Source organism: Qipengyuania citrea (assembly GCF_024171405.1).
GTDB lineage: Bacteria > Pseudomonadota > Alphaproteobacteria > Sphingomonadales > Sphingomonadaceae > Qipengyuania > Qipengyuania profunda.
This window is the reverse complement of the sequence record NZ_JALJZT010000002.1, coordinates 1,032,111-1,058,591: the sequence shown is the minus strand read 5'-3', so window position 1 is coordinate 1,058,591 and position 26,481 is coordinate 1,032,111. Positions and strand designations below refer to the sequence as shown.

At 66.2% G+C, this 26,481-nt stretch carries 24 protein-coding genes; 16 read left to right on the top strand and 8 right to left on the bottom strand.

The window, feature by feature from the left end; all coding sequences use genetic code 11:
* From J2S32_RS06185 to J2S32_RS06175, 3 genes are all read right to left on the bottom strand, one after another.
* The gene (locus J2S32_RS06185) at positions 1–1,512 is read right to left on the bottom strand and encodes a type II and III secretion system protein family protein (protein WP_253518366.1); all 1,512 of its coding nucleotides are present in this window, start codon (positions 1,510–1,512) and stop codon (positions 1–3) included.
* Positions 1,513–1,553: 41 nt separating this feature from the next.
* Positions 1,554–2,648, bottom strand: a complete 1,095-nt coding sequence (gene cpaB / locus J2S32_RS06180) for a Flp pilus assembly protein CpaB (protein WP_253518363.1) — start codon at positions 2,646–2,648, stop codon at positions 1,554–1,556.
* A gap of 91 nt (positions 2,649–2,739) precedes the next feature.
* On the bottom strand, positions 2,740–3,456 hold the full coding sequence (locus tag J2S32_RS06175) for an A24 family peptidase (RefSeq protein WP_253518360.1): 717 nt from the start codon (positions 3,454–3,456) through the stop codon (positions 2,740–2,742).
* 87 nt (positions 3,457–3,543) lie between these two features.
* Here J2S32_RS06175 and J2S32_RS06170 point away from each other — a divergent pair, with 87 nt between their 5' ends.
* From J2S32_RS06170 to J2S32_RS06160, 3 genes are all read left to right on the top strand, one after another.
* The gene (locus J2S32_RS06170; RefSeq protein ID WP_253522974.1) at positions 3,544–4,509 is read left to right on the top strand and encodes an alpha/beta fold hydrolase; all 966 of its coding nucleotides are present in this window, start codon (positions 3,544–3,546) and stop codon (positions 4,507–4,509) included.
* Positions 4,506–5,603 carry an NAD(P)/FAD-dependent oxidoreductase gene (locus J2S32_RS06165; RefSeq protein ID WP_253518346.1) on the top strand — a complete coding sequence of 366 codons (1,098 nt, stop codon included), beginning with the start codon at positions 4,506–4,508 and terminating at the stop codon, positions 5,601–5,603. The genes J2S32_RS06170 and J2S32_RS06165 overlap by 4 nt, the downstream gene beginning before the upstream one ends.
* 84 nt (positions 5,604–5,687) lie before the next feature.
* Complete coding sequence (locus J2S32_RS06160; RefSeq protein ID WP_253518342.1) at positions 5,688–5,864, top strand: YegP family protein; 177 nt, start codon at positions 5,688–5,690, stop codon at positions 5,862–5,864.
* On the opposite strand, the gene rnhA is transcribed toward J2S32_RS06160, so the two are convergent.
* The 3 genes from rnhA to ispH are packed head-to-tail and all read right to left on the bottom strand — an operon-like array spanning position 5,865 to position 8,246.
* Complete coding sequence (gene rnhA, locus J2S32_RS06155) at positions 5,865–6,308, bottom strand: ribonuclease HI (RefSeq protein WP_253518338.1); 444 nt, start codon at positions 6,306–6,308, stop codon at positions 5,865–5,867.
* Positions 6,305–7,261 carry a homoserine kinase gene (gene thrB, locus J2S32_RS06150; RefSeq protein WP_253518320.1) on the bottom strand — a complete coding sequence of 319 codons (957 nt, stop codon included), beginning with the start codon at positions 7,259–7,261 and terminating at the stop codon, positions 6,305–6,307. The genes rnhA and thrB overlap by 4 nt, the downstream gene beginning before the upstream one ends.
* A 1-nt stretch (position 7,262) precedes the next feature.
* Positions 7,263–8,246 carry a 4-hydroxy-3-methylbut-2-enyl diphosphate reductase gene (gene ispH, locus J2S32_RS06145; RefSeq protein ID WP_253518317.1) on the bottom strand — a complete coding sequence of 328 codons (984 nt, stop codon included), beginning with the start codon at positions 8,244–8,246 and terminating at the stop codon, positions 7,263–7,265.
* A 96-nt stretch (positions 8,247–8,342) separates the two neighbouring features.
* On the opposite strand from ispH, the gene J2S32_RS06140 reads away from it, so the two are divergent.
* The 9 genes from J2S32_RS06140 (at position 8,343) to tatC (ending at position 15,565) form a co-directional block, all read left to right on the top strand.
* Positions 8,343–8,993, top strand: coding sequence for a hypothetical protein (locus tag J2S32_RS06140; protein WP_253518313.1), 651 nt, complete (start codon positions 8,343–8,345; stop codon positions 8,991–8,993).
* 47 nt (positions 8,994–9,040) lie between these two features.
* Positions 9,041–10,780, top strand: a complete 1,740-nt coding sequence (argS, locus tag J2S32_RS06135) for an arginine--tRNA ligase (RefSeq protein ID WP_253518310.1) — start codon at positions 9,041–9,043, stop codon at positions 10,778–10,780.
* A gap of 2 nt (positions 10,781–10,782) precedes the next feature.
* A complete protein-coding gene (locus tag J2S32_RS06130) occupies positions 10,783–11,478 on the top strand; it encodes an SPOR domain-containing protein (protein WP_253518307.1) in 696 nt (231 codons plus the stop codon).
* Between the two features lie 79 nt (positions 11,479–11,557).
* The gene (gene nagZ, locus J2S32_RS06125) at positions 11,558–12,580 is read left to right on the top strand and encodes a beta-N-acetylhexosaminidase (protein ID WP_253518303.1); all 1,023 of its coding nucleotides are present in this window, start codon (positions 11,558–11,560) and stop codon (positions 12,578–12,580) included.
* The gene (locus J2S32_RS06120) at positions 12,577–13,386 is read left to right on the top strand and encodes a segregation and condensation protein A (protein WP_253518300.1); all 810 of its coding nucleotides are present in this window, start codon (positions 12,577–12,579) and stop codon (positions 13,384–13,386) included. The genes nagZ and J2S32_RS06120 overlap by 4 nt, the downstream gene beginning before the upstream one ends.
* The gene (scpB, locus tag J2S32_RS06115; protein ID WP_253518297.1) at positions 13,386–14,003 is read left to right on the top strand and encodes an SMC-Scp complex subunit ScpB; all 618 of its coding nucleotides are present in this window, start codon (positions 13,386–13,388) and stop codon (positions 14,001–14,003) included. Before J2S32_RS06120 ends, scpB begins: the two co-directional genes overlap by 1 nt.
* 61 nt (positions 14,004–14,064) lie before the next feature.
* On the top strand, positions 14,065–14,292 hold the full coding sequence (locus J2S32_RS06110; RefSeq protein WP_253518294.1) for a twin-arginine translocase TatA/TatE family subunit: 228 nt from the start codon (positions 14,065–14,067) through the stop codon (positions 14,290–14,292).
* Positions 14,293–14,316: 24 nt separating this feature from the next.
* A complete protein-coding gene (tatB, locus tag J2S32_RS06105; protein ID WP_253518291.1) occupies positions 14,317–14,769 on the top strand; it encodes a Sec-independent protein translocase protein TatB in 453 nt (150 codons plus the stop codon).
* 1 nt (position 14,770) lies between these two features.
* Positions 14,771–15,565: a twin-arginine translocase subunit TatC gene (tatC, locus tag J2S32_RS06100; RefSeq protein WP_253518288.1), complete on the top strand. Its 795-nt coding sequence runs from the start codon at positions 14,771–14,773 to the stop codon at positions 15,563–15,565.
* Here the strand turns inward: tatC and J2S32_RS06095 are convergent.
* Entirely contained in the window at positions 15,550–17,199 is a 1,650-nt protein-coding gene (locus J2S32_RS06095) for an amidohydrolase (protein WP_253518284.1), read from the bottom strand. The two genes, tatC and J2S32_RS06095, sit on opposite strands and share 16 nt — an antisense overlap.
* Before the next feature lie 109 nt (positions 17,200–17,308).
* Between J2S32_RS06095 and J2S32_RS06090 the strand changes: the two genes are divergently transcribed.
* The 4 genes from J2S32_RS06090 to J2S32_RS06075 all read left to right on the top strand — a co-directional run bounded on the left by J2S32_RS06090 (position 17,309) and on the right by J2S32_RS06075 (position 25,916).
* Positions 17,309–18,562 (top strand): threonine ammonia-lyase, encoded by a 1,254-nt coding sequence (locus tag J2S32_RS06090; protein WP_253518281.1) that lies wholly within the window; start codon positions 17,309–17,311, stop codon positions 18,560–18,562.
* A gap of 172 nt (positions 18,563–18,734) precedes the next feature.
* Entirely contained in the window at positions 18,735–19,577 is an 843-nt protein-coding gene (locus J2S32_RS06085; RefSeq protein WP_253518262.1) for an arginyltransferase, read from the top strand.
* Positions 19,567–21,720, top strand: a complete 2,154-nt coding sequence (locus tag J2S32_RS06080; RefSeq protein ID WP_253518259.1) for an autotransporter assembly complex protein TamA — start codon at positions 19,567–19,569, stop codon at positions 21,718–21,720. Before J2S32_RS06085 ends, J2S32_RS06080 begins: the two co-directional genes overlap by 11 nt.
* Complete coding sequence (locus J2S32_RS06075) at positions 21,720–25,916, top strand: translocation/assembly module TamB domain-containing protein (protein ID WP_253518256.1); 4,197 nt, start codon at positions 21,720–21,722, stop codon at positions 25,914–25,916. Before J2S32_RS06080 ends, J2S32_RS06075 begins: the two co-directional genes overlap by 1 nt.
* 7 nt (positions 25,917–25,923) lie before the next feature.
* Here J2S32_RS06075 and J2S32_RS06070 read toward each other — a convergent pair whose 3' ends face one another.
* A complete protein-coding gene (locus tag J2S32_RS06070; protein WP_253518252.1) occupies positions 25,924–26,478 on the bottom strand; it encodes a fasciclin domain-containing protein in 555 nt (184 codons plus the stop codon).
* Positions 26,479–26,481: the final 3 nt, after the last annotated feature.

The following is a 26,481-nucleotide window of genomic DNA, read 5'->3' as shown; positions in this document are numbered from 1 at the left end:
TTATTCGAAGCTGAAGCCGGGCTGCGCCGACGCGGTACGTTCGTTACGGCGCGCATCGGGCTTGGCAGCCGCCTGCTGCTCGTCACTGTCGCCCGGGGTTCCGTAGGAAATGCCCGGGGCTGCCGGAGCGGTCTCGACCGCGCGCGGCTTGGGGCGGTCGCCGCCGGTTACGCCGTCGCTCTGCTGAAGACCCAGCAGGCGCTGGAATTCGGTCGGCTTGCGGAACCCGTCGGTCGGCAGCTTGATGTCATTGGCATCGACCGGCTTCACCAGATAGGGCGTGACCACGATCACCAGCTCGGTTTCGCCCTTGCGGTAGGTGGTCGAGCGGAACAGATTGCCGAGGATCGGCACGTCGCCGAGACCCGGGGCCTTGTCGACCGAATTGGTCGCATTGTTCGACAGCAGCCCGGCAATCATGAAGCTCTGGCCCGAACCGAGTTCGACGGTGGTTTCCGCGCGGCGCGTAGTCAGCGCCGGCACCTGGAAACCTTCGAGCGTGATTGCGCCCTGACTGGTCAGTTCCGACACTTCCGGGCGAACGCGCATCGAGATGCGGCCATTGGCAAGGACGGTCGGGGTGTAGGCGAGGCTGACGCCATAGTTCTTATATTCAATGCTCGTCGCGCCAAGTCCCTGGCTGAGCGGGATCGGAAATTCGCCGCCGGCAAGGAATTCTGCGGTTTCGCCCGACAGAGCCGTCAGATTGGGCTGCGACAGCGTGGTTGCGAAGCCTTCGGTTTCAGCCAGATCGAGTGCAGCACCGAGGTCGAGACCGAGGAACTTGCCAAACCCGGCGAGAGTCGTGCCCGGGCTGATGGCAGTAAAATTGCTGCCTTCGCCTGCGGATCCGATCGTCACCGCGCCTTCGCGGCCCTGGCCCACGCCGAACTGGAAACCGCCGGTCGAGTCGACGCTGGTCAGATTGACACCGACAGCCCGAACGAAGCTGCGGCTAACCTCGACGATGCGCACCTGCAGATTGACCTGCAACGGCGTCGCCATGCGCAGCCGGCTGATGACATTCGCGTCTTCGCCGACATAGGCTTCGACGAGGCGCTGCGCCTCTTCGGCATCCTCGGGTGCGGCAACCGTGCCGGTCAGGAGGATGACGTTGGTGCCCATCGTCGCGACCGAGATGTTGGCATCGGGCATGGCGAGCGCCATCAGCTGGTCGATGCTGCCGATATTCGAACCGACGCGGACATTGGCGGACCAGATGATATCGCCGGCGCGGTTGCTGGCGTAGATCGTGGTTTCGCCGCCGGCCTTGCCGAACACATAGAGCTGGCGCTGCGATTTGACCTGCACGTCGGCGACATTGTCGTCGGCGACGAAGATGTCGGCCATCGTGCCCGGCACATTGACCAATTCGCCGCGACCGATCGAAAGGACGATCTCCGAACCGGGGCTGACGACCGACTGGGCCGTCGCAACGGTCGTCGGCGCGGCTGCCAGCGGCGCGATGGCCAGGCTGGCGAGCAGCAATTTGGTAGTAAGACGACGTTTCATGGAATTGCCCCCTGAATGGCGTTCCGTATTTTGTATCGGGCTCATTTGATCATGGCCGCCTGGGCGACGGGTACCGTCCTCGCGGCTTGCGCGGTTCCGGCGGCCTGCTGGCCGACGAAGGCAGTCACGCCGGTCTTGCCGACCGGGACCTCTTCGGTGTCCTTGCCGCGGGTGACGCGCACGCTCGGACCCTGGCGGACCGGCTGTCCGCCGATGCCCGCAGGCGCACCTCCCGGTGCAGCCGGAGCGACGGTGCCTTGCGAGGGCATGGTACGGCGCTGGAAGCGCGAGACATCGCCGCCGGTCACATAGCTGCTCTTGCCATCGTCGGGGCGGGCCATTGCCTGGCGCAGCAGGCGCTCTTCCTCTTCGGGCGTGGCATCGTCGGGAATGGTGACGTCACCGGCAGCGATCGCGCGTTCGAGCTCGGTCTGGTTGTCGGCGAGCGAACGCAGCGACAGGCTCAGCGAGCCAATGGTCTGCGCGACGGCGACCTTTTCCGCGATCACCGGCGTCACTTCGAGCGTCACGGTGCGGAATTCCTTGACCACGGTCGAACCGTCTTCGGCCTTTTCCGATACGGTCGACTGGTCGGTCGCCAGCACGCGAAGGTTACGAAGGATGGTTTCCGACGCTTTCAGGCTGGTGCCTTCATTGCCTTCGACCTGCTGGGTCAGGACCATGTCCACCCGGTCGCCCGGGAAGACAAAGCCGCCGACGCCCGATTGGGCGTTAACGGGAACGGTGATGGCGCGCATACCCGGGGCCAGCGCGGCGGCGAGGAAGCCGCGGTCGCCAGGTGCGACGAGCGAGCCCTGGGTGACCGGTTCACCCGCAGTAATCGGATGGCGCACGACGGTACCGAGCAGCTTGCTCATATCGGCTTCGCCATCGAGGAAGTAGGCGTCCTGGACCAGCTCTTCGGGCCACATCTGGAAGCCGATTGCGTCGGCCGTGATGATCGTGCCGACCGGCAGCGCGCGTTGTGCGACGAGGACCTTGGGTCCTTGCGCCTGGGCCTGTGCGGCTTCGGCCTGCGGTGCGCTCGCCCCGGCGAACATGCTCCGCGCGACAAGCGCCGTTCCGACCGCAACGACCAGTGCGGCAATCAGCAGAACCAGCTTCTTCCTATCCATGGCTATCTAGCCCCCTAGTTCAGCCCGGCAAATCCTATCGCGGGCAAGTATGGTTTCACGCTCTAAGGGCGAATTGGTTAAGATCGCGTTTTCAACCGCCCGCCGCGGCGACGTGGCCTGCGAGCAACTGCCCGCTGACCACGATCCAGATGCCGGCGAGCGATATGGCTGGCCCGTAGGGGACCCACAGATCGCGGTCGTGGCGGCGGATGATTCGGATCGAACCGAGCGTGACGATGAGCAATATCGTGAAGGGGGCGAGCATCAGCGCGATCGCGGCGGCCGGACTGGTCGTGCCCATCCCGGCGAGACCCGGCGGCATCGGCAGCTTGGGCCCGCCCAGCACTGCGCTGGCGAACAGCGCCGCAATGGCGGTGCCGATGATGAGCACCACGGTATCGCGCGCGGGCTTGGTCTTGATCGTCTTCGAATGCGCCACCCGCCATGCGCCGATGGCCATGGTCAGCACCCAGCCGAGCATCGCCATGGCGACCAGCAGCAGCGTGAATTGCGATGGCGGGACCCACAACGCGAGCGCCGTGAGCAGTTTGACATCGCCGCCGCCCATCTGGCGGATCGCGAACAGCACGCAGCACACGGCGAAGACCAGCAGCGCCAGTCCGATCTGGAACGCGACGCCGGGCCATAGTGGCAGCCCGATCGAGAGCCAGTAGAGCGGCGCCCCGAGGGCCACCGTCATGGTCAGCCGGTTGCTGATCGTCCGGCTCTTGAGGTCGGTCACGATCACCCAGAGGAGTGCGATTGCCAATCCGGCAAGCAATACGTAGGTGAAAATCTGGCTTTGCATGACGCTCCCCGGGCAACCCTTCGGGATGGGGTGCTACAGGAACGTGCTTACCAAAAAGTAACCATAGAGGAGGTCGTGATCGCCGACATGCCAGCGCCGCAGGAACCCATCGATCGCCGCGCGATCCCGCCGGCAGCGCGCGAATCCACCTTCGCACTGGCCGATGGCCACGCGATTCGGCGGATCGATTGGCCCGGCGCAGACGGCGGCCAGCGCGGTTCGATCCTGTTCCTTCCCGGTCGCGGCGACTTCTACGAGAAGTATCTCGAGACGCTGGAGCAATGGCATCGTGCAGGCTGGCGCGTCACCGCTGCCGACTGGCGCGGACAGGCGGGGTCGGGGCGGCTCGGCAATGACGCGGTGACCGGCCATGTGGATGATTTTTCCGACTGGGCCGCGGATCTTGCGCATCTCTGGACCGCATGGAAGGCGGCCACACCGGGGCCCCATATCCTGGCCGGCCATTCGATGGGCGGGCATCTGGTCCTGCGCGCGCTGGTCGATGGCCTGGTCGCGCCCGATGCCGCAATTCTCAGCGCGCCGATGGTCGGGATGGCCGGGCCGCCATTGCCGCTCGGCGTACTGCATGCGGCAGCGCGGCTGATGACGAAGATCGGCAAGCCAACGCGTCCGGCCTGGAAATGGAGCGAGAAGCCGGGCGAAATGCCCGCCGATCGCAGCGACCTGCTCACCCATGACGGCGCACGCTATGCCGACGAGCTGTGGTGGCGCGAGCAGCGCCCCGAACTGGTCATGGGGCCGGGTAGCTGGGGCTGGGTGGAACGCGCCTATGCCTCGAGCCGGCGGCTCGAGGAACGCGGAGCGATGGAAAAGGTCCAGGTGCCCGTGCTGGTGGTGAGCACTGCGGCGGATCGGCTGGTGAGCCACGCATCCGCCGTGCGCGCGGTGCAGCGCCTGCCCAAGGGCGAATTGATCGCCTTCGGTGACGAGGCACGCCACGAAATCCTGCGCGAAGTCGATCCGGTGCGCGAGCGGGCCCTTGCGGGCATGGCCGAATTCCTCGATCGCGTGGCTCCGCAGGAGAACCCGTGACCAGCTATGACTTTGCCATCATCGGCGCCGGAATCGCCGGCGCCAGTCTCGCCGCCGAGCTGACCGATGGCGGGGCAAGCGTGCTGATGCTCGAGGCCGAGGAGCGGCCCGGCTATCACGCCACGGGGCGTTCCGCCGCGTTTTGGGAAGAATGCTACGGCGGTCCGGAGATCGTGCCGCTGACGCTCGCATCGGGTGCCTATCTGCGCGACGGCGGGTTCCTCCACCAGCGCGGTGCGCTGTATATCGGGCGCGAGGGCGACGAGGAGCTGGTGACGCAGTTCATGCAGCGCTTCGTTCCGACCGGGGCGACGATCCAGCATCTCGGCCGCGCGGAATTGCAGCGGCGGATCGGCGGTATCCGGCACGACTGGTCGGATGCGATCTGGGAGCCGATGTGCGCCGATATCGACGTGGCCCGCCTCCACGCGCATTTTCTTGCCCAAGCGCAGCGCGGCGGTGCCCGCCTGGAATGCCGCGCGCGGCTTGCCAAGGCCACCCGCGCCGAGGGGCAGTGGGCGCTGACGACCAAGCGCGGCGACACCCATCACGCCGCAGTACTGGTCAATGCGGCCGGGGCATGGGTGGACGAGGTCGCCCGGCTGGCCGGCGCGCAGCCTGCCGCGATCAGCCCCTATCGCCGAACGGTGGTGCAGGTGCGTGTCGATCCCCCGGTACCCGAGAACCTTCCGCTGGTGCTCGACATCCGCGGGCGGTTCTATTTCAAACCCGAAGCCGGACGGCTGTGGGTGAGCCCGCATGACGAGGAACCGAGCGCGCCCTGCGATGCCGCGCCCGAAGAACTGGCAGTGGCCGAAGCGATCGCGCGGCTCGAGGAAGTGGTCGACTGGCGGGTCGAGGCGGTCGAGCACAAATGGGCCGGCCTGCGCAGCTTCACGCCGGACCGCCGGCCGGTTTACGGCCCCGATCCCAAGGTCGATGGTTTCGCCTGGTTCGCGGGGCAGGGGGGCTTCGGGATCCAGACTTCGCCCGCCGCCGCGCGGCTCGGGCGCCAGCTGTTGCTGGACGAAAAACCCGATGCGATGACTGCGGGTCTCGATCCCGAACTCTATTCAGCGGCCCGCTTTGGCTAGCAAAGCCGGCATCATTTGTTAGGGAAAGCCGGCATCATTTGTTAGGGTGCGCCCCCAATCCAAGCTTATGACGGAGACAAATCGATGAGCCACCACTTCGAGATATACAAGGACAAGGCCGGCGAATTTCGCGCCCGTTTCAAATACAATTCGGAAGTGATGTTCTCGACCGAAGGATATGCCTCGAAGGCAAGTGCGCAGAACGCCATCGATTCGATCAAGAAGAACGGCCCCGGCGCGGAAACCGTCGACAACAGCTGATCAATCCGCGCGGGCGAACTGTTCCGCTGCATCGCTGGCAAGCTGGTCGACGCGGTCGTTTTCGGGGTGACCCGAATGGCCCTTAACCCAGTGCCAGTGGACCCGGTGGTGCGCGGTCAGTTCGATCAGCTCATGCCATAGCTCGGCATTACGCACGGGCTTCTTGCTGGCATTGATCCAGCCCCGCTTCTTCCAGCCGTGGACCCACTTGGTGATCCCGTCGATCAGGTACTTGCTGTCGGTATGGAGATCGACCTCGCAGGGTTCGATCAACACGCTCAACCCCTTGATCGCCGCCGTCATTTCCATGCGGTTGTTGGTCGTATCGGGTTCGCCGCCCGACAGTTCCTTCTCATGCTGGCCCATCCGCAGCAGCGCGCCCCAGCCTCCGGGGCCGGGATTGCCCTTGCAGGCGCCATCGGTGAACATTTCGACCTTCTTCATGCGAACGCCCTCTGGCCGTTTGCGCGATAGAATTCCAGCCGCCGCGTGAAATCCATCGGATCCTTGCGGCGGACCAGCGCTTCTTCGGGCGTATCGAGCCAGTCCTGCGCGCGGCTGGCAATGAAGCGCAGGCAGGCGCCCTCCGCCAGCAGCGGCAGCGCGGTGCGCTCCGGCTCGCTCAGCACCCGCACGCTCTCGTAGCCCTCGATCAGCGCGCGACCCAGCGCGTGATCGCAAGTCTCGCCCGCATCGTCGAAACACCAGGCGGCGTGCGTCACCGCCAGGTCATAGGCCATCGCGCCGGTGCAGGCGAAATAGAAGTCGATCATCCCGGTGACCCGGTCGTCCAGCATCAGGACGTTATCCGGGAAAAGGTCCGAATGGATAATCGATCGCGGCAGATCTTCCGGCCATTCGCGCACGATCGCCTCGCCGCTTTCCAGCATCGCAGGCAGATGCGGGTCGATCGTCGCGAGTGCCGCCGCTCCGCACTGCGTGAGGATCGCCAGCGTATCGGACGGGGCGAGCGTGTTTTCGCGTGCCATGGGGAAATCATGCGCGGCGAGGTGTGCCTGCGCCAGCGCGACCCCGACAGCGCGTGCCTGCGCCGGTGTCGGGTTGCTCGGCGAGACACCCGGCAGGAATTCGATCAGCGCGACTGCTTTGTCGCCGACCATGCGCCATGCGGCGCCGTCGCGGTCATGGATCGTGCGCGGCACCGCGCATCGCGCCGCGGAAAGATGGTCGAGCAGGCCGAGAAAGAAGGGCAGGTCGGCGGTCTCGATCCGCCGTTCGTACATCGTCAGGATGAAGCGCCCGCGCGTAGTTTCGACCAGCCAGTTGGAGTTCGACACCCCTTCGGCAATGCCCTTGGACGAGACGAGTTCGCCGACATCGTAATGCGCGATGAGTCGCGCAAGTTCCTCGGCCCCGAGATGGGTATAGACGGCCACGTTAGTCGGTCAGCTGGCGCGGCAGCTTGAAGACCATGTTCTCTTCGGTGGCGGTTATCACCTCCTCGTCGACCAGCCGCCAGTCGCACAGCCGGTCAACCACTTCGCGGACCAGCTTTTCGGGTGCCGAGGCGCCTGCCGTGAGTCCGATGGTGCCAACCCCCTCAAGCCATGCCGGATCGATCTCGTCGGCGCGCTGGATCAGCCGGGCATTGGTCCCGAGCCGTTCGGCAACCTCGACGAGCCGTAGCGAGTTGGAAGAGTTTGGCGCGCCGATCACCAGCACCAGGTCGCAGTTCGCGGCGATCTGTTTGACCGCGGCCTGGCGATTGCTGGTGGCGTAGCAGATGTCTTCCGCCTTGGGCGCGATGATCTGCGGGAAGCGGGCTTCGAGCGCATTGATGATGTCGCGCGTGTCGTCCACCGATAGCGTCGTCTGCGAAAGATAGGACAGATCATCGGTCGGCGCGAAGTCGAGTGTCGCCACATCGTCGATCGTTTCGACCAGCGTGATCCGGCCTTCCGGCACCTGGCCCATCGTCCCGATCACCTCGGGATGGCCCGCATGGCCGATGAACAGGATGTGCTGGCCCTTTTCGATCTGGCGTTCGGCCTGGCGGTGGACCTTGCTCACCAGCGGGCAGGTCGCATCGACATACAGCATCTTGCGCCGCTCGGCCTCTGCCGGGATGGTCTTGGGCACACCGTGTGCGCTGAAGACCACCGGCGCATCGTCAGGCACTTCGTCCAGTTCCTCGATGAAGATCGCGCCCTTGGCCTTGAGGCTATCTACCACATAGCGATTGTGCACGATTTCGTGCCGGACATAGACCGGTGCGCCGTATTTCTGCAGCGCGCGCTCGACGATTTCGATCGCGCGGTCGACGCCTGCGCAAAAGCCGCGCGGCGCAGCGATGAGGAGCTTGAGCGGCTGGCGCGGGTCGCTGCCGGGCGAACCGGGCGAGGATTGAAAGGGGGCGTTCATGTCCCGCCCTCTAGCGCTTTCGTGCAGGCCAAGCTAGGGCATCCCGCAGCCCGCCGGGCTACGATTTCGAATGACCGCAAAAGGGAATTTAGCCGCATGAACATCCGTAACCGTCTTCTTCCCGCGCTTGCCCTTGGCCTGGCGTTGGCCGGTTGCGCCAGGGAAGGCGACCTGATTGTCGACCAGGGCGTCGGCATTTCCGCGGTTCGCAGCACTTGCCCGGCGGTCGGCATCCCCGATTACACGGGCGATATCACTACTTTCCGCACTGCGGGGGCGACCATGGCCGATCTCGACGTGACCGCGGCAATCACCAATCTGCGCTCCACCTGCAATGAAGAAGCGGGCGACCGGGTCTATACGGAAGCGAGCTTCGACGTCGTTGCGCGCCGCAGCGATACGCGCGGCAGCCGCACGGTCACGCTGCCCTATTTCTCCACCGTGCTGCGCGGCGGTTCGTCGGTCGTCACCAAGCGCGTCGGCAATGTAACGCTGCAATTCGCCGACGGGCAGGAACGCGCGCAGGCACGCGGTACCGCCGGCGCCTATGTCAATCGCGCCGATGCTACGCTGCCCGCCGAAATCCGCGAGCAGATCACGCGCAAGCGCGAACCTGGCGATCCCGATGCCGCGCTCGATCCGCTGGCCGATCCGGCGGTGCGTGCCGCGGTGCAGCGCGCGACCTTCGAACTGCTGGTCGGTTTCCAGCTGACCGAAGCGCAGCTGCGCTACAACGCCACGCGCTAGCAGCGCTCGTGTCTTGCCATTTTGCGCCGATAGGCTAGGCGCGCGGCATGGCTGACATGCAGACACTTCACGCGGCTTTTGCGGCCCGGATCGATGCCGTTCTCAACGCTCTCGAAATGGAGGGCGTACTGCCCGCCGATACGCCGCGCGCCAATGTGACCGTGGAACCGCCGCGCGATCCCTCGCACGGCGATCTGGCGACCAATGCCGCGATGGTGCTGGCCAAGCAGGCCAAGACCAATCCGCGCGCACTCGCCGAGAAGATCGTCGAGCATCTGCAGCGTGAACCCGACATCGACGCCGCCGAAATCGCCGGTCCCGGCTTTATCAATCTGCGCCTGTCGCCCGATGCGTGGCGCCGCGAACTGCTGGCGATCGCCGCTCAGGGCGACGACTATGGCCGCTCGGCGCTGGGCGACGGGCGGACGGTCAATGTCGAATATGTCTCCGCCAATCCGACCGGCCCGATGCACATGGGCCATTGCCGCGGCGCGGTCGTCGGCGACGCGCTGTGCGGCCTGCTCGAATGGGCGGGCTACCGGGTCGTGCGCGAATATTACGTCAACGATGCCGGGGGGCAGGTCGATGTCCTCGCCCGCTCGGCGCATCTGCGCTACCGCGAGGCGCTGGGCGACGATATCGGTGCCATTCCCGAAGGGCTGTATCCCGGCGATTATCTCAAGCCGGTAGGCGAGCGGCTCGCGCAGGAATTCGGCCCTGCCTACAAGGATGCTGCCGAAAACGAATGGCTCGCCCTGTTCCGCGAGCGTTCGGTCGCTGCGATGATGGAGATGATCCGTGCCGATCTCGCCTTGCTCGGCATCCATCACGACCTGTTTTCATCGGAAGCCGAATTGCAGGCCGCGAAGAAGCCCGAAGCCGCCGAGGCGTGGCTGCGCGAGAAGGGTCTCGTCTATGACGGCGTGCTCGAAGCGCCCAAAGGCAAGGCGCCGCCCGAGGACTGGGAGCCGGTCGAACTGCCGTTGTTCCGCTCGACCGAGTTTGGCGACGACCAGGACCGCCCGATCAAGAAATCGAATGGCGCGTGGACCTATTTCGGTGCCGATCTCGCCTATCATTTCCAGAAGGCCGAAAAGGCCGATGCGCTGATCGACATCTGGGGCGCCGACCATGCTGGTACGGTCAAGCGGATCCGCGCGGCCGTCGCGGCGCTGACCAAGGGCGCGGGGCGCGATGTGCCGTTCGACGTCAAGCTGGTCCAGATGGTCAAATTGCTGCGCGATGGCGAACCGGTGAAGATGTCCAAGCGCTCGGGCACCTTCGTCACGCTGGCCGAAGTGGTCGAGGAAGTGGGCAAGGATGTCGTGCGCTTCACCATGCTTACGCGCAAACCCGACGCGCAGATGGAGTTCGACTTTGCTAAGGTGGTCGAGGCGTCGAAGGACAATCCGGTCTTCTACCTCCAATATGCCAATGCGCGGATCCATTCGACGCTACGCAAGGCGGGGGTGACGCCGAGCGACGAGCATCTCGACCGGCTGGGTGACGACGAACTGGCGCTGGTGCGCGAAGCGGCGCAATTCCCGCGTGTGGTCGAAGCCGCGGCCAAGGCGCGCGAGCCGCACCGCATCGCGTTTTTCCTCGGCGACCTGGCCGCTGCCTTCCACAGCTTCTGGAATACGGGTAACGACGATCCGGCAAAACGGATCATCCAGGAAGGCGACGCCGAACTGACCGCCGCGCGCCTGTTCCTGGCGGCGCAAGTCGGGCAGGTAATCCGCAACGGCCTCGCCATCCTGGGGGTCGAAGCGGTCGAGGAGATGTGAGCATGGTGGGATCGACACCGTATGACATGGGCGGGGATCGCGGGGCCGAGGACCAGCTCGACCTTGCCGAAGACGACAGCCTGCCCTGGCTCGAAGCGGCCGAGGACGATGACCACGCCGCGGGTTTCGATACCTCGCGCCTGATCCTGCTCGGCGTGCTCGCGCTGGTGCTGCTCGGCGCGGTTGTCGGCGGCATCTGGTTCCTCACCAACCAGGCCTCGGACGAACCCGAACCCGATGGCAGCGTGATCGCGGCCCCCGAAGAACCCTACAAGACCAAGCCGGAGGACCCGGGCGGCAAGACCTTTGCCGGCACCGGCGACACCAGTTTTGCCGTGGGCGAGGGGCAGACGCGCGAAGGCAAGCTGGCCGAGACCACCACCAAACAGCCGGTCGACGCGGGCACATCTTCCGGCCCGACCATCGCCTCGACGGTCAATGAAGGCACCCGCGCGACCCCGGTGGCGGGCACTTCGGTGCAGGTCAGCGCCTATCCGCGCCGCGCCGATGCCGAAGCCGCGTGGTCGAACCTGATGCGGCAGACCGAAGCGCTCAACGGCGTCAGCCACCGCGTGGTCGAGGCACAGGTCGATATCGGCACGGTCTATCGCCTGCAGGCGATCACGGGCGACCGCGCCAGCGCAAGCCGGTTGTGCGCCGCGCTCAAGGCCGACGGGCTCGCCTGTTTCGTCAAATAGGCGCGTCTCCAAACTGATTTCCACACCTCCCGCAGGGGCTTAGCTTGCGGGACTCGGGCCAAGGTTCCACTTTCGGGCGATGACACCCGCCATATTCGGCATCTCCGGTCTCGCACTGACGGCCGACGAGCGCGCCTTCTTCACCGAGGCGGACCCTGCGGGTTACATCCTGTTTGCGCGCAATTGCGCCGATCGTACGCAGCTGCGCAGGCTGACCGACGATCTGCGTGCGATCCACGGGCGCGAGCAGCTGATCGTCTCGATCGACCAGGAAGGCGGGCGTGTCGCGCGGATGAAACCGCCCGAATGGCAGCGCTATCCGGCGGGCGAGGCGTTCGCGCGGCTGTGGGATATCGCGCCCGCTTCGGCGATCGAGGCCGCGCGTGCCAATGCGGAAGCGATGGGGCGCGAGCTGGCCGAGATGGGGATCACGGTCGATTATCATGCCCCGCTGGATGTGCGCCGCCCCGAGACCGACGATGTGATCGGCGACCGCGCCCTCGGCAGCGATCCCTTGCAGGTGGCGGCGCTGGGCCGCGCCGTGCTCGACGGGATGGGCCGCGCAGGCGTGGTCGGCTGCCTCAAGCACATGCCGGGGCATGGCCGCGCCACCTGCGACACGCATAAGGAATTGCCCGTCGTCACTGCGAGCGACGCCGAGCTCGAAGCCGATATCGAACCCTTCCGCACGCTGGCAGCGCATCCTCTGGGGATGAGCGCGCATATCGTGTTCGAAGCGTGGGATGCCGAAGCGCCCGCCACGCTGTCGCAGAAGGTCATAAACGATGTGATCCGCGGCAGGATCGGCTTCGATGGCCTGCTGTTGTCCGACGATATCGATATGGAAGCGCTCGACGGGACGATCCCCGAACGCGCCGAGCGCGCCCTCGCAGCGGGCTGCGATATCGTGCTCAACTGCTGGGCGAAGATGGCCGACCAGCAAGCCATCGCCGCGCTTGGCGGAACGCTGGCGGAAAAATCCGCCGCGCGGCTCGACCGTGTCCATGCGGCAATGCGGGCACCGCAGGACGGCCCCGAGACGGCCGAATTGCTGGCCAAGCGCGATGCGCTGCTCGCGCTGGCGGAGGAGCCGGCGGCGTGACCAGCGACGGACTGCTCTTCGCCGATCCGGCCGACGACGCTCAGGAAGAGTGGGACGGGATTGCCGCCGAGGCGCCGGTCGACGAGAACACGCTCTATCTCGAACTTGACGGGTGGGAAGGGCCGCTCGACCTGCTGCTCGACCTCGCACGGCGGCAGAAGGTCGACCTGCGCTCGATTTCGATCCTCTCGCTGGTCGATCAGTATCTCGGCTATATCGACCAGGCAGAGGCGCTGAAGCTCGAACTGGCCGCCGACTATCTCGTGATGGCCGCGTGGCTGGCCTATCTCAAATCGGCCATGCTTCTGCCCAAGGAAGAGCAGGAAGATCCCAGCCCCGAGGAACTGGCGCTCAAGCTGCAATTGCGGCTCCAGCGGCTCGGCGCGATGCGCGATGCGGCGGCGCGGCTGATGGGCGGCGACCGGATCGGGCGCGACGTTTTCCTGCGCGGCACGCCCGAGGGGCTGGAAATTGCGCGCAAGACCTTGTGGCACTGCGACCAGTTCGCGCTGATCGAGGCCTATGGACGCGTGAAGGCGCGCACGGCGCCCGCCATCCACATGGTGCGCGAACGCCCCGTGATGACGCTCGAATCGGCGCTCGACCGGGTTTCCAACATGCTCGGGGTGACGCTCGACTGGATGGAATTGCGCGATTTCCTTCCGCCGCATGCCGAGCCGCGGCTCAAACGTTCGGCGCTGGCCTCGAGCTTTGTCGCCGCGCTCGAACTGGCGCGGCTGGGCCGGGCCGAATTGCAACAGGAGGATACCTTCGGACCGCTCCACCTGCGGCGGGTGCCCGCCTGATGGACGAGCTCGCCCGCGCCGTCGAAGCCGCGCTGTTCGCGGCGGAGGAACCGATGACGGCCGAGGCGCTGGCGGGATTTCTCGGCGGCGCTGCAGTGGGCGATGTGCGCGAGGCGCTGCGCAGCGTGGCGGCGGATTACGAGAAGCGCGGCGTGCATCTGGTCGAACGCGCGAAGCGCTGGCATTTCGAAACCGCACCCGATCTGGCGCATCTGCTGCGGCGCGAGAAGGAACAGGTGCGCCGCCTCAGCCGCGCCGCCACCGAAGTGCTCGCGATCATCGCCTATCACGAGCCGGTCAGCCGCGCGGAGATCGAATCGATCCGCGGTGTGCAGACCAGCGGCGGGACGCTCGACGTGCTGATGGAAGCGGGATGGGTGAAGATCGCCGGCAGGCGCGAGGTTCCGGGACGGCCGACGATCTACGCGACGACCCCCGATTTCCTCGACCATTTCGGCCTTTCGAGCCGCCGCGACCTGCCCGGAATCGCGGAATTGCGCGCTACGGGACTGCTCGACCCCGTCGACGATGCCTATGAAGAACTGATCGGCGAGGAGGGCACCGAAGAGGGGCAGAGCGCCGCCGAAGAGGTTGATGAGCCTGCCGACGAAGCCTGACTGGCGCTAACCCGCCGCAACGCCTATATTCGGTGCCAAGCAATCTGAAAGAGAAGGTCCCATGGGTCTCAGTGTCTGGCAGCTCGCCATCATCGCCGTCGTCGTCCTCGTCCTGTTCGGCCGGGGTCGCATTTCCGAAATGATGGGTGATTTCGGCAAGGGCATCAAAAGCTTCAAGCAAGGCATGAACGAGGAAGAAGCGCCCGCGAAGCAGCTTGGGCATGACGCCAAGCCGGCCGACGAGGGGCTGACCCCCGACCAGGTCAAGCAGACCTCCGACACCAAGTGATCCGCTAGCAGGCGGAGGCAGGCCATGTTCGATATCGGCGCCAGCGAATTGCTGGTGATCGTCATTGTGGCGATCCTCGTGATCGGTCCCAGTGACATGCCTAAGGCGCTGAAACATGCCGGTCGCTGGATCGGCAAGCTGCGCCGCATGTCGAGCCATTTCCGCGCCGGGCTGGACGAGGTCGTCCGCCAGGCCGAGATCGAGGAAATGGAAGAGAAGTGGGCCGCGCGTAACAAGCAGATCATGGCCGAATATCCCGATGGCTCGGCCCCCGAAGGGGGGGCGCCCGAGAATTTGCTCGAGGGCAAAATGGAACCGCTTGCCGCAGCCGATGACGTGCCCGATGCCGACGCCGCCGCCGAAGCCGCGATCAAGCGCGCCGCCCCGGTGAAGGCACCCGAACATGCGGACGAACCGTCGTCCCCGCCGCCGGGCTCGCCGCCACTCGATCCGCCCCCGCCGGGCAAGGACGGCTGAGATGGCGGTGATCAAGGATATCGACGAAAGCCAGGCCCCGCTGCTCGACCACCTGATCGAACTGCGCGCGCGGCTGGTCCGCTGCGTGCTGGCGCTGGCGCTGGCCTTCGGCGGGTGCCTCTATTTCGCCGATCCGATCCTCGGCTTCCTGATCCAGCCGCTCAAGAACGCCTTTCCCGCGGGCGAGGGGCAGCTGATCTTCACCAAGCTCTACGAAGTGTTCTTCGTCGAGCTGAAGGTCGCGCTGTTTGCCGGCTTCTGCCTGAGCTTCCCGGTCATCGCCAACCAGCTGTGGGCGTTCGTCGCGCCGGGGCTTTATGCGAAGGAAAAGAAGGCCTTCCTGCCTTTCCTGCTGGCCACGCCGGTGCTGTTCCTGATGGGCGCCTCGCTCGCCTATTACGTCGTCATGCCGACCGCTTTCGAGTGGTTCCTCGGTTTCGAGGGGACGGCCGGCGGGCTCGAGATCCAGGCGCTGCCGACCGCGAACGAATATCTCGGGCTGGTGATGCAGTTCATCCTCGCCTTCGGGATGAGCTTCCTGCTCCCCGTGCTGCTGTTGCTGCTGCACCGCGCAGGGATCGTCACGCGCGCGCAACTGGTATCCGCGCGGCGCTACGTGATCGTGCTGATCGTGGCCGTGGCGGCGATCATCACGCCGCCCGACCCGGGATCGCAGCTGCTGCTGGCCATCCCGCTGCTGCTGCTGTTCGAAGGCTCGCTGCTGCTGATGCGGCTGACCGAAAAGCGCCGCAAGGCGGAAGACGAGCAGGCCGAGGAAACTCAGTCGGCGTCGTAAACCTTACGCCCGCCGACCCAGGTCTCGAGCACCTTGGTGGCGCGCAATTCGCCGGGTGAAGCGAGCATCGGATCGCGGTCGATCAGCACGAAATCGGCGCGTTCGCCGGGCAGTAGCCGCCCGAAGCGGCCTTCGGCGAAACCGGAATAGGCGGCTTCGCTGGTGAACCCCGCCAGCGCCTGTTCGCGATTGACCCGGTCCTGCGCGCGCCAGCCGCCGAAGGGCTCGCCAGCGGCATCCATCCGCGTAACCGCGGCGGCCAGGCCGGCAAAGGGATCGGGCGATTCCACCGGGGCGTCCGACCCGAAAGCCAGCCGTCCGCCAAGCCCGAGGATGGTGTTCCAGGCATAGGCGCCGTCGAGGCGGTCGGCGCCCAGCCGGGCTTCGGCCATCACGCGGTCGCTGGTCTGGTGGACGGGCTGCATCGAGGCGATGATGCCGTGCTGCCCGAACTTGGGCAGGTCGACGGGATCGACGATTTGCGCATGCTCGATCCGCCAGCGGCGATCGCCGGGGAAGCTTTCGGCGAGTTCGGCAATCGCGTTGAGCGCGTCTTCATTGGCGGCGGTGCCGATCGCGTGGATCGCGGGCTGGAAATTGCCCTGTGCGGCGCGCACGAGGATATTGCGCAGCTTGGCCGGACCGGTCAGCGGCAGGCCCGTATTGCCCGGATCGTCGGCATAGGGCCGCTTGAGCCACGCCCCGCGGCTGCCCAATGCGCCATCGAGGTAGATCTTGACCCCGTTCAGCCGCAGCTTGTCGTCGTACAGCCACGGCGAAGGACGTGCGCCCGCGATCAGCTCCATTTGGTCGGGCCCTGCGGCATAGGCCATGATGCGCAGCGTCAGCGCGCCTGTGTCCCCTGCGCGGCGGAACGCCTGCCAATCCTCGATCGACGTGCCCATGTCGGCCACGGCGGTGATCCCGAAACTGTGCAGCACCTTCTGCGCCTCGGCAAAGGCGAGATCGCGCTCGTTGGGGCGCGGTGCGGGGATCGCGCGTATCATCAGCGCTTCGGCGGCATCGACGAACACGCCTGCGGGGGCTTGCGAACCGGGAAGCCGTTCGACGCGCCCGCCCGCCGGGCTCTTGGTGTTCGCGTCGATGCCTGCTGCCTGCATTGCGAGGCTATTGGCCCAGCCGGCATGGCCGTCGACCCGCTGGAGATAGACCGGACGGTCGGATACCGCGCGGTCGAGTTCGGCGGCGGTCGGGAACCGGCCAAGGCCCCATTTTTCCTGGTTCCAGCCGCGCCCGAGGATCCACGGCCGGGCCTCGTTTTCGGCGGCGAAGCGGCGGATCTTGTCGAGCGCCTCTTCGAGCGAAGTGGTGTCCGACAGGTCGAGCGTCAGCGCGCCGATCCCGATCCCCATGACATGCGCATGCGCATCGACCAGCCCCGGGATCATCACCGCGCCTTCGCCATCTTCGCGGTAATCGGTCTGCGGCTTCTTGTCCTTGGCGGAAAGGATCTGCGCGACCTTGCCGTCGTCGTCGATGACCATTGCGGTGAAGCGCTGGATCGTGCCGTCTTCGCCGATGGTGATACCTTCGACATTGTCGATCAGCACATCGGCCTGCGCCGGTGCGGCGAGCGTCAGGGCGATCATGGCGGCGAGGAATTTGCGTGTCATTTCACTGCGGTCCCGTCTCGAATTCGATGGTTCGCGATAAGGCAAAGCTTGGTTGAGGCAAACCCTTTCGGCGATTGCGCCCTGTGGCCGCGCGCCGTAGGGGCGAAGGATGACAAAGGCATCTCCCGTGCGGGCCGCGACCAAGGCCACCGACCTCCTCACCCTCGACGATGTCCGCGCTGCCGCGGCACGGATCGAAGGCGCGGTGGTGCGCACGCCGATGCTGCGCTCGCAGACCTTGTCGGAAATTACCGGAGCCGACATCTGGCTCAAGTTCGAGAACCACCAGTTCACCGCCGCCTACAAGGAACGCGGCGCGCTCAATGCGCTACTGCATCTCGACGAGGAGCAGCGTGCACGCGGCGTCATCGCCGCCTCGGCCGGCAATCACTCGCAGGGGCTGAGCTATCATGGCCGCCGTCTGGGCGTGCCGGTGACCATCGTGATGCCCGAAACCACGCCCAGCGTGAAAGTGATGCAGACGCAGAGCGTTGGCGGCAATGTGGTGCTGTTCGGCGAGACTTTCGACGAAGCCTATGCCCATGCGCTCGAACTCGAGCAGGAACGCGGGCTAACCTTCGTCCATCCCTTCGACGATCCGCTGGTCGCTGCGGGGCAGGGTACGGTGGCGCTCGAAATGCTGGCCGAGAAGGACGATTTCGATTGCCTCGTCGTGCCGATCGGCGGCGGCGGGCTGATGAGCGGGATGGCAACCGTGGCCAAGGCGCTCAAGCCCGAGATCGAGATGGTCGGGGTGCAGGCCGAGCTTTACCCCTCGATGTATTCCGCCGTCACCGGCGATGATCGCCCCTGCGGGGGCGATACGCTGGCCGAAGGGATCGCGGTCAAGGCGCCGGGTGCATTCACCCGCCAGATCATCGCCGAACTGGTGGATGAGGTGTTGCTGGTCAAGGAATCCACGCTCGAACATTCGGTGTCGCTGCTGCTGCAGATCGAGAAGACGGTGGTCGAAGGGGCGGGCGCGGCAGGGCTTGCGGCGGTCCTGTCCAACCCGGAGAAATTCGCCGGCAAGACCATCGGCCTGGTGCTGTGCGGCGGCAATATCGACACCCGCCTGCTCGCCAATGTGCTGCTGCGCGATCTCGCGCGGTCGGGCCGCCTGGCGCGGTTGCAGGTCGTCTTGCAGGATCGCCCCGGCGCGCTGTTCAAGGTGATGCGCGAATTCAACGCGCATAACGTCAACATCATCGAAATCTATCACCAGCGCATCTTCACCACGCTGCCGGCCAAGGGGCTGACTGCCGAGATCGAATGCGAAGCACGCGATGGCGAGCAGATCGACCGGCTGGTGCGCAACCTGCGCGAAAAAGGCTACACCGTGGAACTGGCCGAACTGGCCTGATCCCGGTCGCGGGCCAGCGCTCGGCGCGGCCCGATATCCCAGTCTCGAAGAGACCGTTCGACGGGCGGTTTGCGCTTTTCATGGTTAAGAGGGTTTTAACCAGAGACCCGCTCTGTCATTAATGTCTGCGACAGGTAAGGAATTGTTAACCTCTGAGAGGATGCAACCCAAAGTGACCGCACCGATTCGCTTCCCCCGCTTCTTCGTGACCAGCCCTGCGCCGTGTCCGTATCTGCCGGGCAAGAGCGAGCGTAAGGTCTTTACCGAACTGCGCGGCGACAATGCCGACGAACTGAACGAAGCGCTTGGCCGGATCGGCTTCCGTCGCAGCCAGACTGTCGCCTACCGCCCGTCCTGCCTCGATTGCCAGGCCTGCGTCTCGGTGCGGGTGGTAGCAGACGAGTTCAAGCCGTCCTCGTCGCAGAAGCGCACGCTCAAGGCCAATGACGATCTGATCGCCACCGAATGCCGTCCCTGGGCAACTGCGGAACAATTCGAGCTGTTGCAGAGTTACCTTGCAGCCCGCCACCCCGGTGGCGGGATGACGCAGATGGAGGAAAGTGACTTTGCCGACATGGTGGAACACACCAGTGTCACCAGCTATGTCATTGAATATCGGGAGCCGGGCATCGGCACCGAACCGGGCCGCCTCGTGGGGGCGTGCCTAACAGATTATCAGGGTGATGGGCTGTCGATGATCTACAGCTTCTACAACTCTGAGCATGGGGATCGCGCCGGGCTTGGGAACTACATTATCCTCGACCATATTCGCCGTGCTGCCGCCAGCGGCCTGCCCTATGTCTATCTCGGCTATTGGGTCGATGGGGCTGAGCGGATGCAATACAAAGTCCGCTATCGTCCGCTCGAACGACTTACCCGCGGCGGATGGGAGCGCATGTCCGATGACGAGCAGAAGCGCCTCATCGCCGCTGCTACCGCCCCGCGCACCAGCCGCCGCGACGAAGCGCTGCCGGCCAAGGACGGGCTCGCGGCCGAGTACCGGATTGCCGACTGACCTGGCGCGTCACGCGCTGGCTACCTGTCTTGCCGCGATTGCAATCGCGGGCGTCCAGCCGCTCGCGGCGCAGGATGCCGATGCTCCGCCTTCGCTCGAAGACCTGATCCCCGACAGCGCGGTCAGCGATCCCGAGGCCTGGGCGCAGCAAGGCACTGACGCGCCTACCGAAATGGCCGTGGACGACAGCGCGAGCGACCTCCGGGCCGAGACCGCGGTCTCCGAAATTCCGGGCATGTCGGTGGCATGGCCCGAAGATATCGTCTTCGAACCGCTCGAGCCGCTCGAACCCGAAACCGATATCGTCTTTGCCGACCTGCTGGCCGATGTGCCGCAGATCGCTTTCGACGAAGCGGATCTGGAAGAACTGTCCGATACGCTGGTGCTGGGCTTCCCGCAGAAGGAACCGCCGTTCAGCGAGCGCGGGGATTTCATCGACCGGTTCGAGGCGCTGTCGACGATCGAGGAACTCGATGATGGTGACGAGAATGTCGCCCAGCTTGCCGCACGCGCGCGCAAGGACGAGGAACTGCTGCGCACGCTGCTGCGCGTCTATGGCTATTACGACGGCGAGATCGTCCGCACCATCGCCACGCGCAATGCGGGCGAGGAGGCGGCCGACCAGCGCCCGCGCGTGCGGTTCGATGTCATTCCGGGGCCGCGCTACACCTATGGCGCGATTGCGCTGGGCGATCTGGCCGCGGCGCCCGATGCCGGCGATCTGCGCGACGCCTTCGAAATCCGCCCGGGTGATTATCTCCAATCGGACGATATCCTCGCCGAACGGTTCGATCTCGATCGCGCTCTGGGCGAGACCGGTTACGCCTTTGCCGAGATCGACAATCCCGAACTGCTGATCGATCACGAGCGGGTCGAGGGTGACCTGACCATGCCGGTTCGCCCGAACGGCAAATATGTCTTCGGCGAGGTCGTCAGCAGCGACGAGGCGTTTCTCTCCAGCCGCCATCTTGCCAGCATCGCGCGGTTCGATGCAGGCGATGTTTACCAGCGCAGCCTCGCTTTCGACCTGCGCCGCGCGGTGACCGCCACGGGGCTGGTATCGACCGTCGGCGTCGAAGCGCGCGAAGTGTCGCCGCCGCAGGGTGACGAACCCGGCGTGGTGGCAATGGACGTCACGCTCGAACGCGCCAAACTGCGGACGATCGCGGGCGCGATCGGCTATGGCTCCGAAGAGGGCGTACGTATCCAGGCAAGCTGGGAACACCGCAACTTCTTCCCGCCCGAAGGCGCGCTGCGGCTGCGCGGCATCCTCGGCACGCGCGAACAGCTGGCCGGGGTGACCTTCCGCAAGAACAATTTCGGCGGCCGCGACAAGGTGCTCACCGTCGATGCCTATGCGTCGAGCATCGATACCACCGCCTATGATGCGCGCACGGTGGCGCTGACCGGGACCTATGAACGCACCTCGACGCTATTGTTCCAGAAACCGCTCGCCTGGGGCATCGGCGCCGAAGTGCTTGCGACCGACGAACGTAACCGCATCGTCGATGGCGTGGCGCGGCCCCGCCAGACCTATTTCGTCGCCTCGCTGTTCGGCCGAGCGACGATCGATACCAGCGACTCGCTGCTCGACCCGACGCGCGGGTTCCGGGTGACCGGGTTCCTCGCCCCCGAAACCTCGCGCACCGAGGGCGAGCAGTATTATTACCTGCGTAACCGCGTTGACGGCGCGTTCTACCAGTCGGTCGGCGCGCGCACGGTGATCGCGGCGCGCGGGGCCTTCGCCAGCATCCAGGGCGCCGACCTCGTCGGCATCGCGCCGTCGCGGCGGCTCTATGCGGGCGGCGGGGGCTCGGTGCGCGGCTATGGCTATCAGGCGATCGGACCCAAGAACGAATTCATGGAGCCGACCGGCGGGCGCAGCCTGGTCGAAGCCTCGCTCGAGGCGCGGATCGGGACCGGCTTCTTCGATGGCGCGGTGTCGGTCGTGCCGTTCTTCGATCTGGGCAGCGTGTCCACCTCGACCACGCCCGATTTCGCCGAGATCAAGATGGGCGCGGGCATAGGCTTGCGGTACGCGACCGGCTTCGGCCCGATCCGCTTCGACGTGGGCATACCGCTCAATCCCGAACCCGAAGACTCCGCGGTCGGGGTCTATATCTCGCTCGGACAGGCCTTCTGATGAGCGAGGACGCGTTGAGCGAAACCGAGCCCGCCGCCCGCCGCCGGCCGCGTGGTCGCAAATGGCTGCTGGGCATTGTCGGCGCATTGGTGCTGGTCATCGTCGGCGCGCTGGCCATGCTCAACACCCCGCTGGGCGAACGTTTCCTTGCCAACCGGATCGCCGAGCGGACTTTCCCCAACGGCCTGAACGTCCAGATCGGGCGGATCGAGGGCAATCTTTACGGCGCAGCGGTGCTGCACGATGTGCGGCTGTCCGATCCGCAGGGCGTGTTCCTGACGATCCCGCGCGCGGAGGTCGACTGGAACCCCGGCGCCTGGCTGTCGAACCGGCTGGAGATCGACACCTTCGCCGCGCGCCGCGCGACGCTGGCGCGGATCCCCGAATTCCTGCCGAGCGAGGAAGAAGGACCGATCCTGCCCGGTTTCGACATCGCGGTAGAAGACTTCACGATCGACCGGCTCACGCTCGCACCCGGCATTGCCGGGGATCAGGCGCAGCGGGTCGATCTGAGCGGGAATGCGACGGTCACCGACCGGCGCCTGCTGCTCGATGTGGACGGCGCGCTGGGCGAGCGGGACCGGCTGGCGCTGCTGCTCGACGCCGAACCCGATGGCGACGATTTCGATCTCTCCTTCGATCTTGCTGCGGCCGCCGATGGCCCGCTGGCAGCGTTGGCCAGGCTCGACCGCGCCTACACCGCGCGGCTGCGCGGCGATGGAACCTGGTCGCAATGGACTGGCGGGCTGCTGGTGCGTAGCGAGAACGAGCGCGTGGCGGCCATGCGTGTCACCAACCAGGCGGGCCGCTTCGGCCTGCTGGGCAAGTTCGATCCGTCCGATTTCCTCTCGGGTATCCCCGCGCGCGCGCTGGGCGATGATGTCGCGCTGAAGGCCGATCTGGCGATCGACGACCGCGCTTTCGATGGCCGGACGACCCTGATCGGGCGCGGGCTGAGCCTCGATGCAAATGGACTGGTCGACCTCGCAGCCAACCGCGCCGAGCAGCTGGAGCTTGTCGCCCGCGTGCGCGATCCGAATGTGCTGGGTGAAGGTATGGCGCTCCGCAACACGCGCCTTTCGGCCACGCTCGACGGCGCGTTCGACGATCTGGCGGTGGTCCATGATTTGCGCATCGGCGAACTGGACCTCGAAGGCACCGTGCTGGCAGGGCTGCGGCAACAGGGCACTGCGGGGTATGACGGGACGCGCTGGACGCTGCCGCTCGATGTCGCGGTCGCAAAGGTCACCAGCGGCAATGCCTGGGTCGATCCGCGGCTGGTCGACGGCGTGGGCCGCGGCACTCTGGTGCTCAGCGGTTCGACGCTGCTGTCCGACGATCTGAGCGTAGCCTTCCCCGGCACGTCGGCGAATCTCGCGCTGCGCGGCGATCTGGCGAGCGGCCGTTACGAGCTGCGCGGTCCGGTCCGCGCGGAGCGGCTAGCGCTCGACAATGTCGGTACGCTGGGCGGGACCGCCGTGATCGACTTCGTGCTGGCGTCGGGGGCACCCTGGCGGCTGGCGGCCGATCTCGACGCGCGGATCGCGCCGGTAACCAATGCCACGCTGGCCAATCTCGCCGGGACACCGATCCGCGTTCGCGGCGGTGTCGCGGTCGGCGGCAATGCGCCGCTCGACTTCAACCGTTTGCGCGTCGATGCCAGCAAGCTGAGCCTCGCGCTCGACGGCAGCGTCCGCGATGGTACCACCCAGGTGGCGGGCAGCGGCACGCATGTCGATTACGGCCCCTTCACCGTCGAAGCCAGCGTGACCGACGCTGGGCCCAGCGCCGCGCTGGTCTTCGCCAGCCCCGCGACCGGGCTCGAGAATGTTCGCCTGACAATCGCGCCAAGCGAGGAAGGCTTTGCGATCGATACCGAGGGCGAGTCGCTCCTCGGGCCTTTCGCCGGACAGCTGGCGCTGCTGGCGCCCGAGGGTGGGCCGACCCGGATCGCGATCGAGAGCATGCGCGTATCCGAAACGAATGTCACCGGCGGGCTGACGCTGGTCGATGGCGGCTCCGACGGAACGCTCGCCTTCGCCGGGGGCGGGCTCGACGGCACTGTCGCGCTGGCACCGCGTGGCGGCGGACAGGGACTGGATATCGCGCTCAAGGCCCGCAATGCGCGCTTTGGCGGTGAGACGCCGCTGCGGATCGCACGCGCGGATATCGACGCCTCGGGACTGATCCGCAAAGGCCATACGAGCTTTTCCGGCACGGGCACTGCGGTCGGGCTCTCCTATGGCACGCTGTTTATCGGACGGCTGGCGGCGCAGGGCGAGATCGAGAACGGCGTAGGCAGCGTCGATGCATCGCTTTCGGGGCGGCGCAGCGGCCGGTTCGTCCTCGATGTAAACGCGGGCATCCGCCCCGACCAGATCGCGCTGGCCGCACAGGGCGAGTTTGCCGGACGCCGCATTTCCATGCCGCGCGGCGCGGTGCTTACCAGCCTCGACAATGGCGGTTGGCGTCTTGCGCCAACGCAATTGTCCTATGGCGATGGCGGGATGATCGCTTCGGGCAGCTTTGGCGGCGGCGATCTCGATTTCGACTTCAAGCTTGCACGCATGCCGCTGTCGCTGATCGATATCGTGCGGCCCGATACCGGACTGGGCGGGATGATCTCGGGTACGGTGGACTATCGCATCGGCGCCAACCGTCTGCCAGTCAGCGACGCCAAGGTGAAGATCGACGGGCTCACCCGTTCGGGACTCGTGCTGACTTCGCGTCCGGTCAATGTGGCGCTGGTTGCGCGGTTGACCGAAAGCGAGCTCGAGGCCCGCGCACTGCTGCAGAATGAGGATATCCAGCGCGGCCGTGTACAGGCGCAGATTACCGGATTGCCCGCGCAGGGGATGCTGATCGACCGGCTGCGTGCCGGTAGCCTGCTGGCCCAATTGCGTTATCGCGGCGCGGCAGAAAGCCTGTGGCGGCTGGCGGCGCTCGACACCTTCGATATCACCGGCCCGATCGCGATCGCTGCCGATGCCAGCGGGACCTTGCAGGACCCCACCGTGCGCGGCTCGATCTCGGGCGACACGCTGCAATTACGCAGCTCGCTGTCGGGCACCGATATTCGCGACATCACGCTGCGCGGGCGGTTCCGCGGATCGCGCCTGCAGATCGCGCGCTTTGCCGGCACTGCGGTGAACGGTGGGAGCGTGAGCGGCAGCGGGATCGTCGATTTGCGCACGCTGGGCGAAGCGGTGGAAGGCCGGGTGCTCGAAATCCGCGGACCGATCATCGATCTGCGTGCCTCGGCGCGCAATGCCCGCCTGCTCGATACCGGCGGGCTCAGCGCCACCATCACCGGACCGCTGCGGATTGTTTCCAACGGGCTCGGCGGGACGATTGCGGGCCGCGTACGCGTCAATGAGGCGAGCTGGCGGCTGGGCACCGCGTCCGACGATCTGCGCCTGCCGCAGATTGCCACGCGCGAGATCAACGCCCCCGCCAACCGCGCCCCGCAGGTCGCCCCATCTCGGCCGTGGCGCTATCTGATCGATGCCACGGCGGCGAGCCGGATCAATGTCGATGGCATGGGTCTCGACAGCGAATGGTCGGCCGATGTGATCCTGCGCGGGACCACCGACGACCCCCGCATTGGCGGCAGCGCCGAAGTGGTGCGCGGCGACTACACCTTTGCCGGAACGCAATTCGAGCTGACCCGCGGCGAGATCGAATTCGATGCCAATGTGCCGGTCGATCCGCGGCTCGATATCGTGGCGGAGACCGAACGCGACGGATTGACCGTCGAAGCCACGGTGCAGGGCAGCGCGACCCAGCCCGAAATCGCCTTCAGCTCGAACCCCTCCTTGCCCGAAGAGGAATTGCTGGCGCGGCTACTGTTCGGCGGATCGGTCACCAGCCTGTCGGCCACCGATGCACTGCAATTGGGGGCGGCGGTTGCCAGCCTGCGCGGCGGCGGCGGGCTCGATCCGATCAACCAGCTGCGCAGCGCCATCGGCCTCGATCGCCTGCGGATCGTCAGTGCCGACCCGGCGCTGGGCCGCGGCACCGGCGTGGCGCTGGGCAAGAACTTCGGACGCCGCTTCTATGCGGAGATCATCACCGACGGACGCGGGTATAGCGCGACCGAGCTGGAGTTCCGCGTGACCAGCTGGCTATCGCTGCTGGCGGCGGTTTCGACGGTGGGCCGGGAAAGCGTGGTCGCGGAAATCAGCCGCGACTATTAGGCGCCGCTCAGCCGCGGGGCGGGAGCAACACGGTGTCGATCGGGATCAGCACCCCGTTATTGGCGGCAATGGCGGTGCCGGAAACACGCGCGCTAGCGCCGCCGTCCATGGTAACCGTCAGCGTTTCGCCCGATCTGGCGAACTGGACCTCGGTCTGGCCGAGCGTCGTCATGGTGACCGGGCCGCCGCGCCGGTCGATCGCTGCGCCGATCGCTTCGAGTGTCAGGTGACCGGGCAGCATGTGGTCGCGCAATATCGCAATCAGTACTGGGCGCTGCTCGTCTTCCAGCAGCGCCGCGCCGTCCTCGCCCAGCGCGGCGAACGCCCGATCCTTGGGGGCAAGCACCGTGTAGCTCGCCCGCCCGTCGAGGACGCCCGAAAGCTCCGATTGCTCGATCGCGCTCTGCAAGGTGCCGAGCGCCTTGTTCGCGCCCAATGCCGCGGCCAGCGTCAGCGTCGCGTCATTTTGCGTGACCGGCGCGGATGTCTTGTCCTCGGCCTCGCTGCAACCGCCCACGAGCGACAGCGCCGCCAGCGCCAGCGCTGCAAAACCTGTTCTCACCAA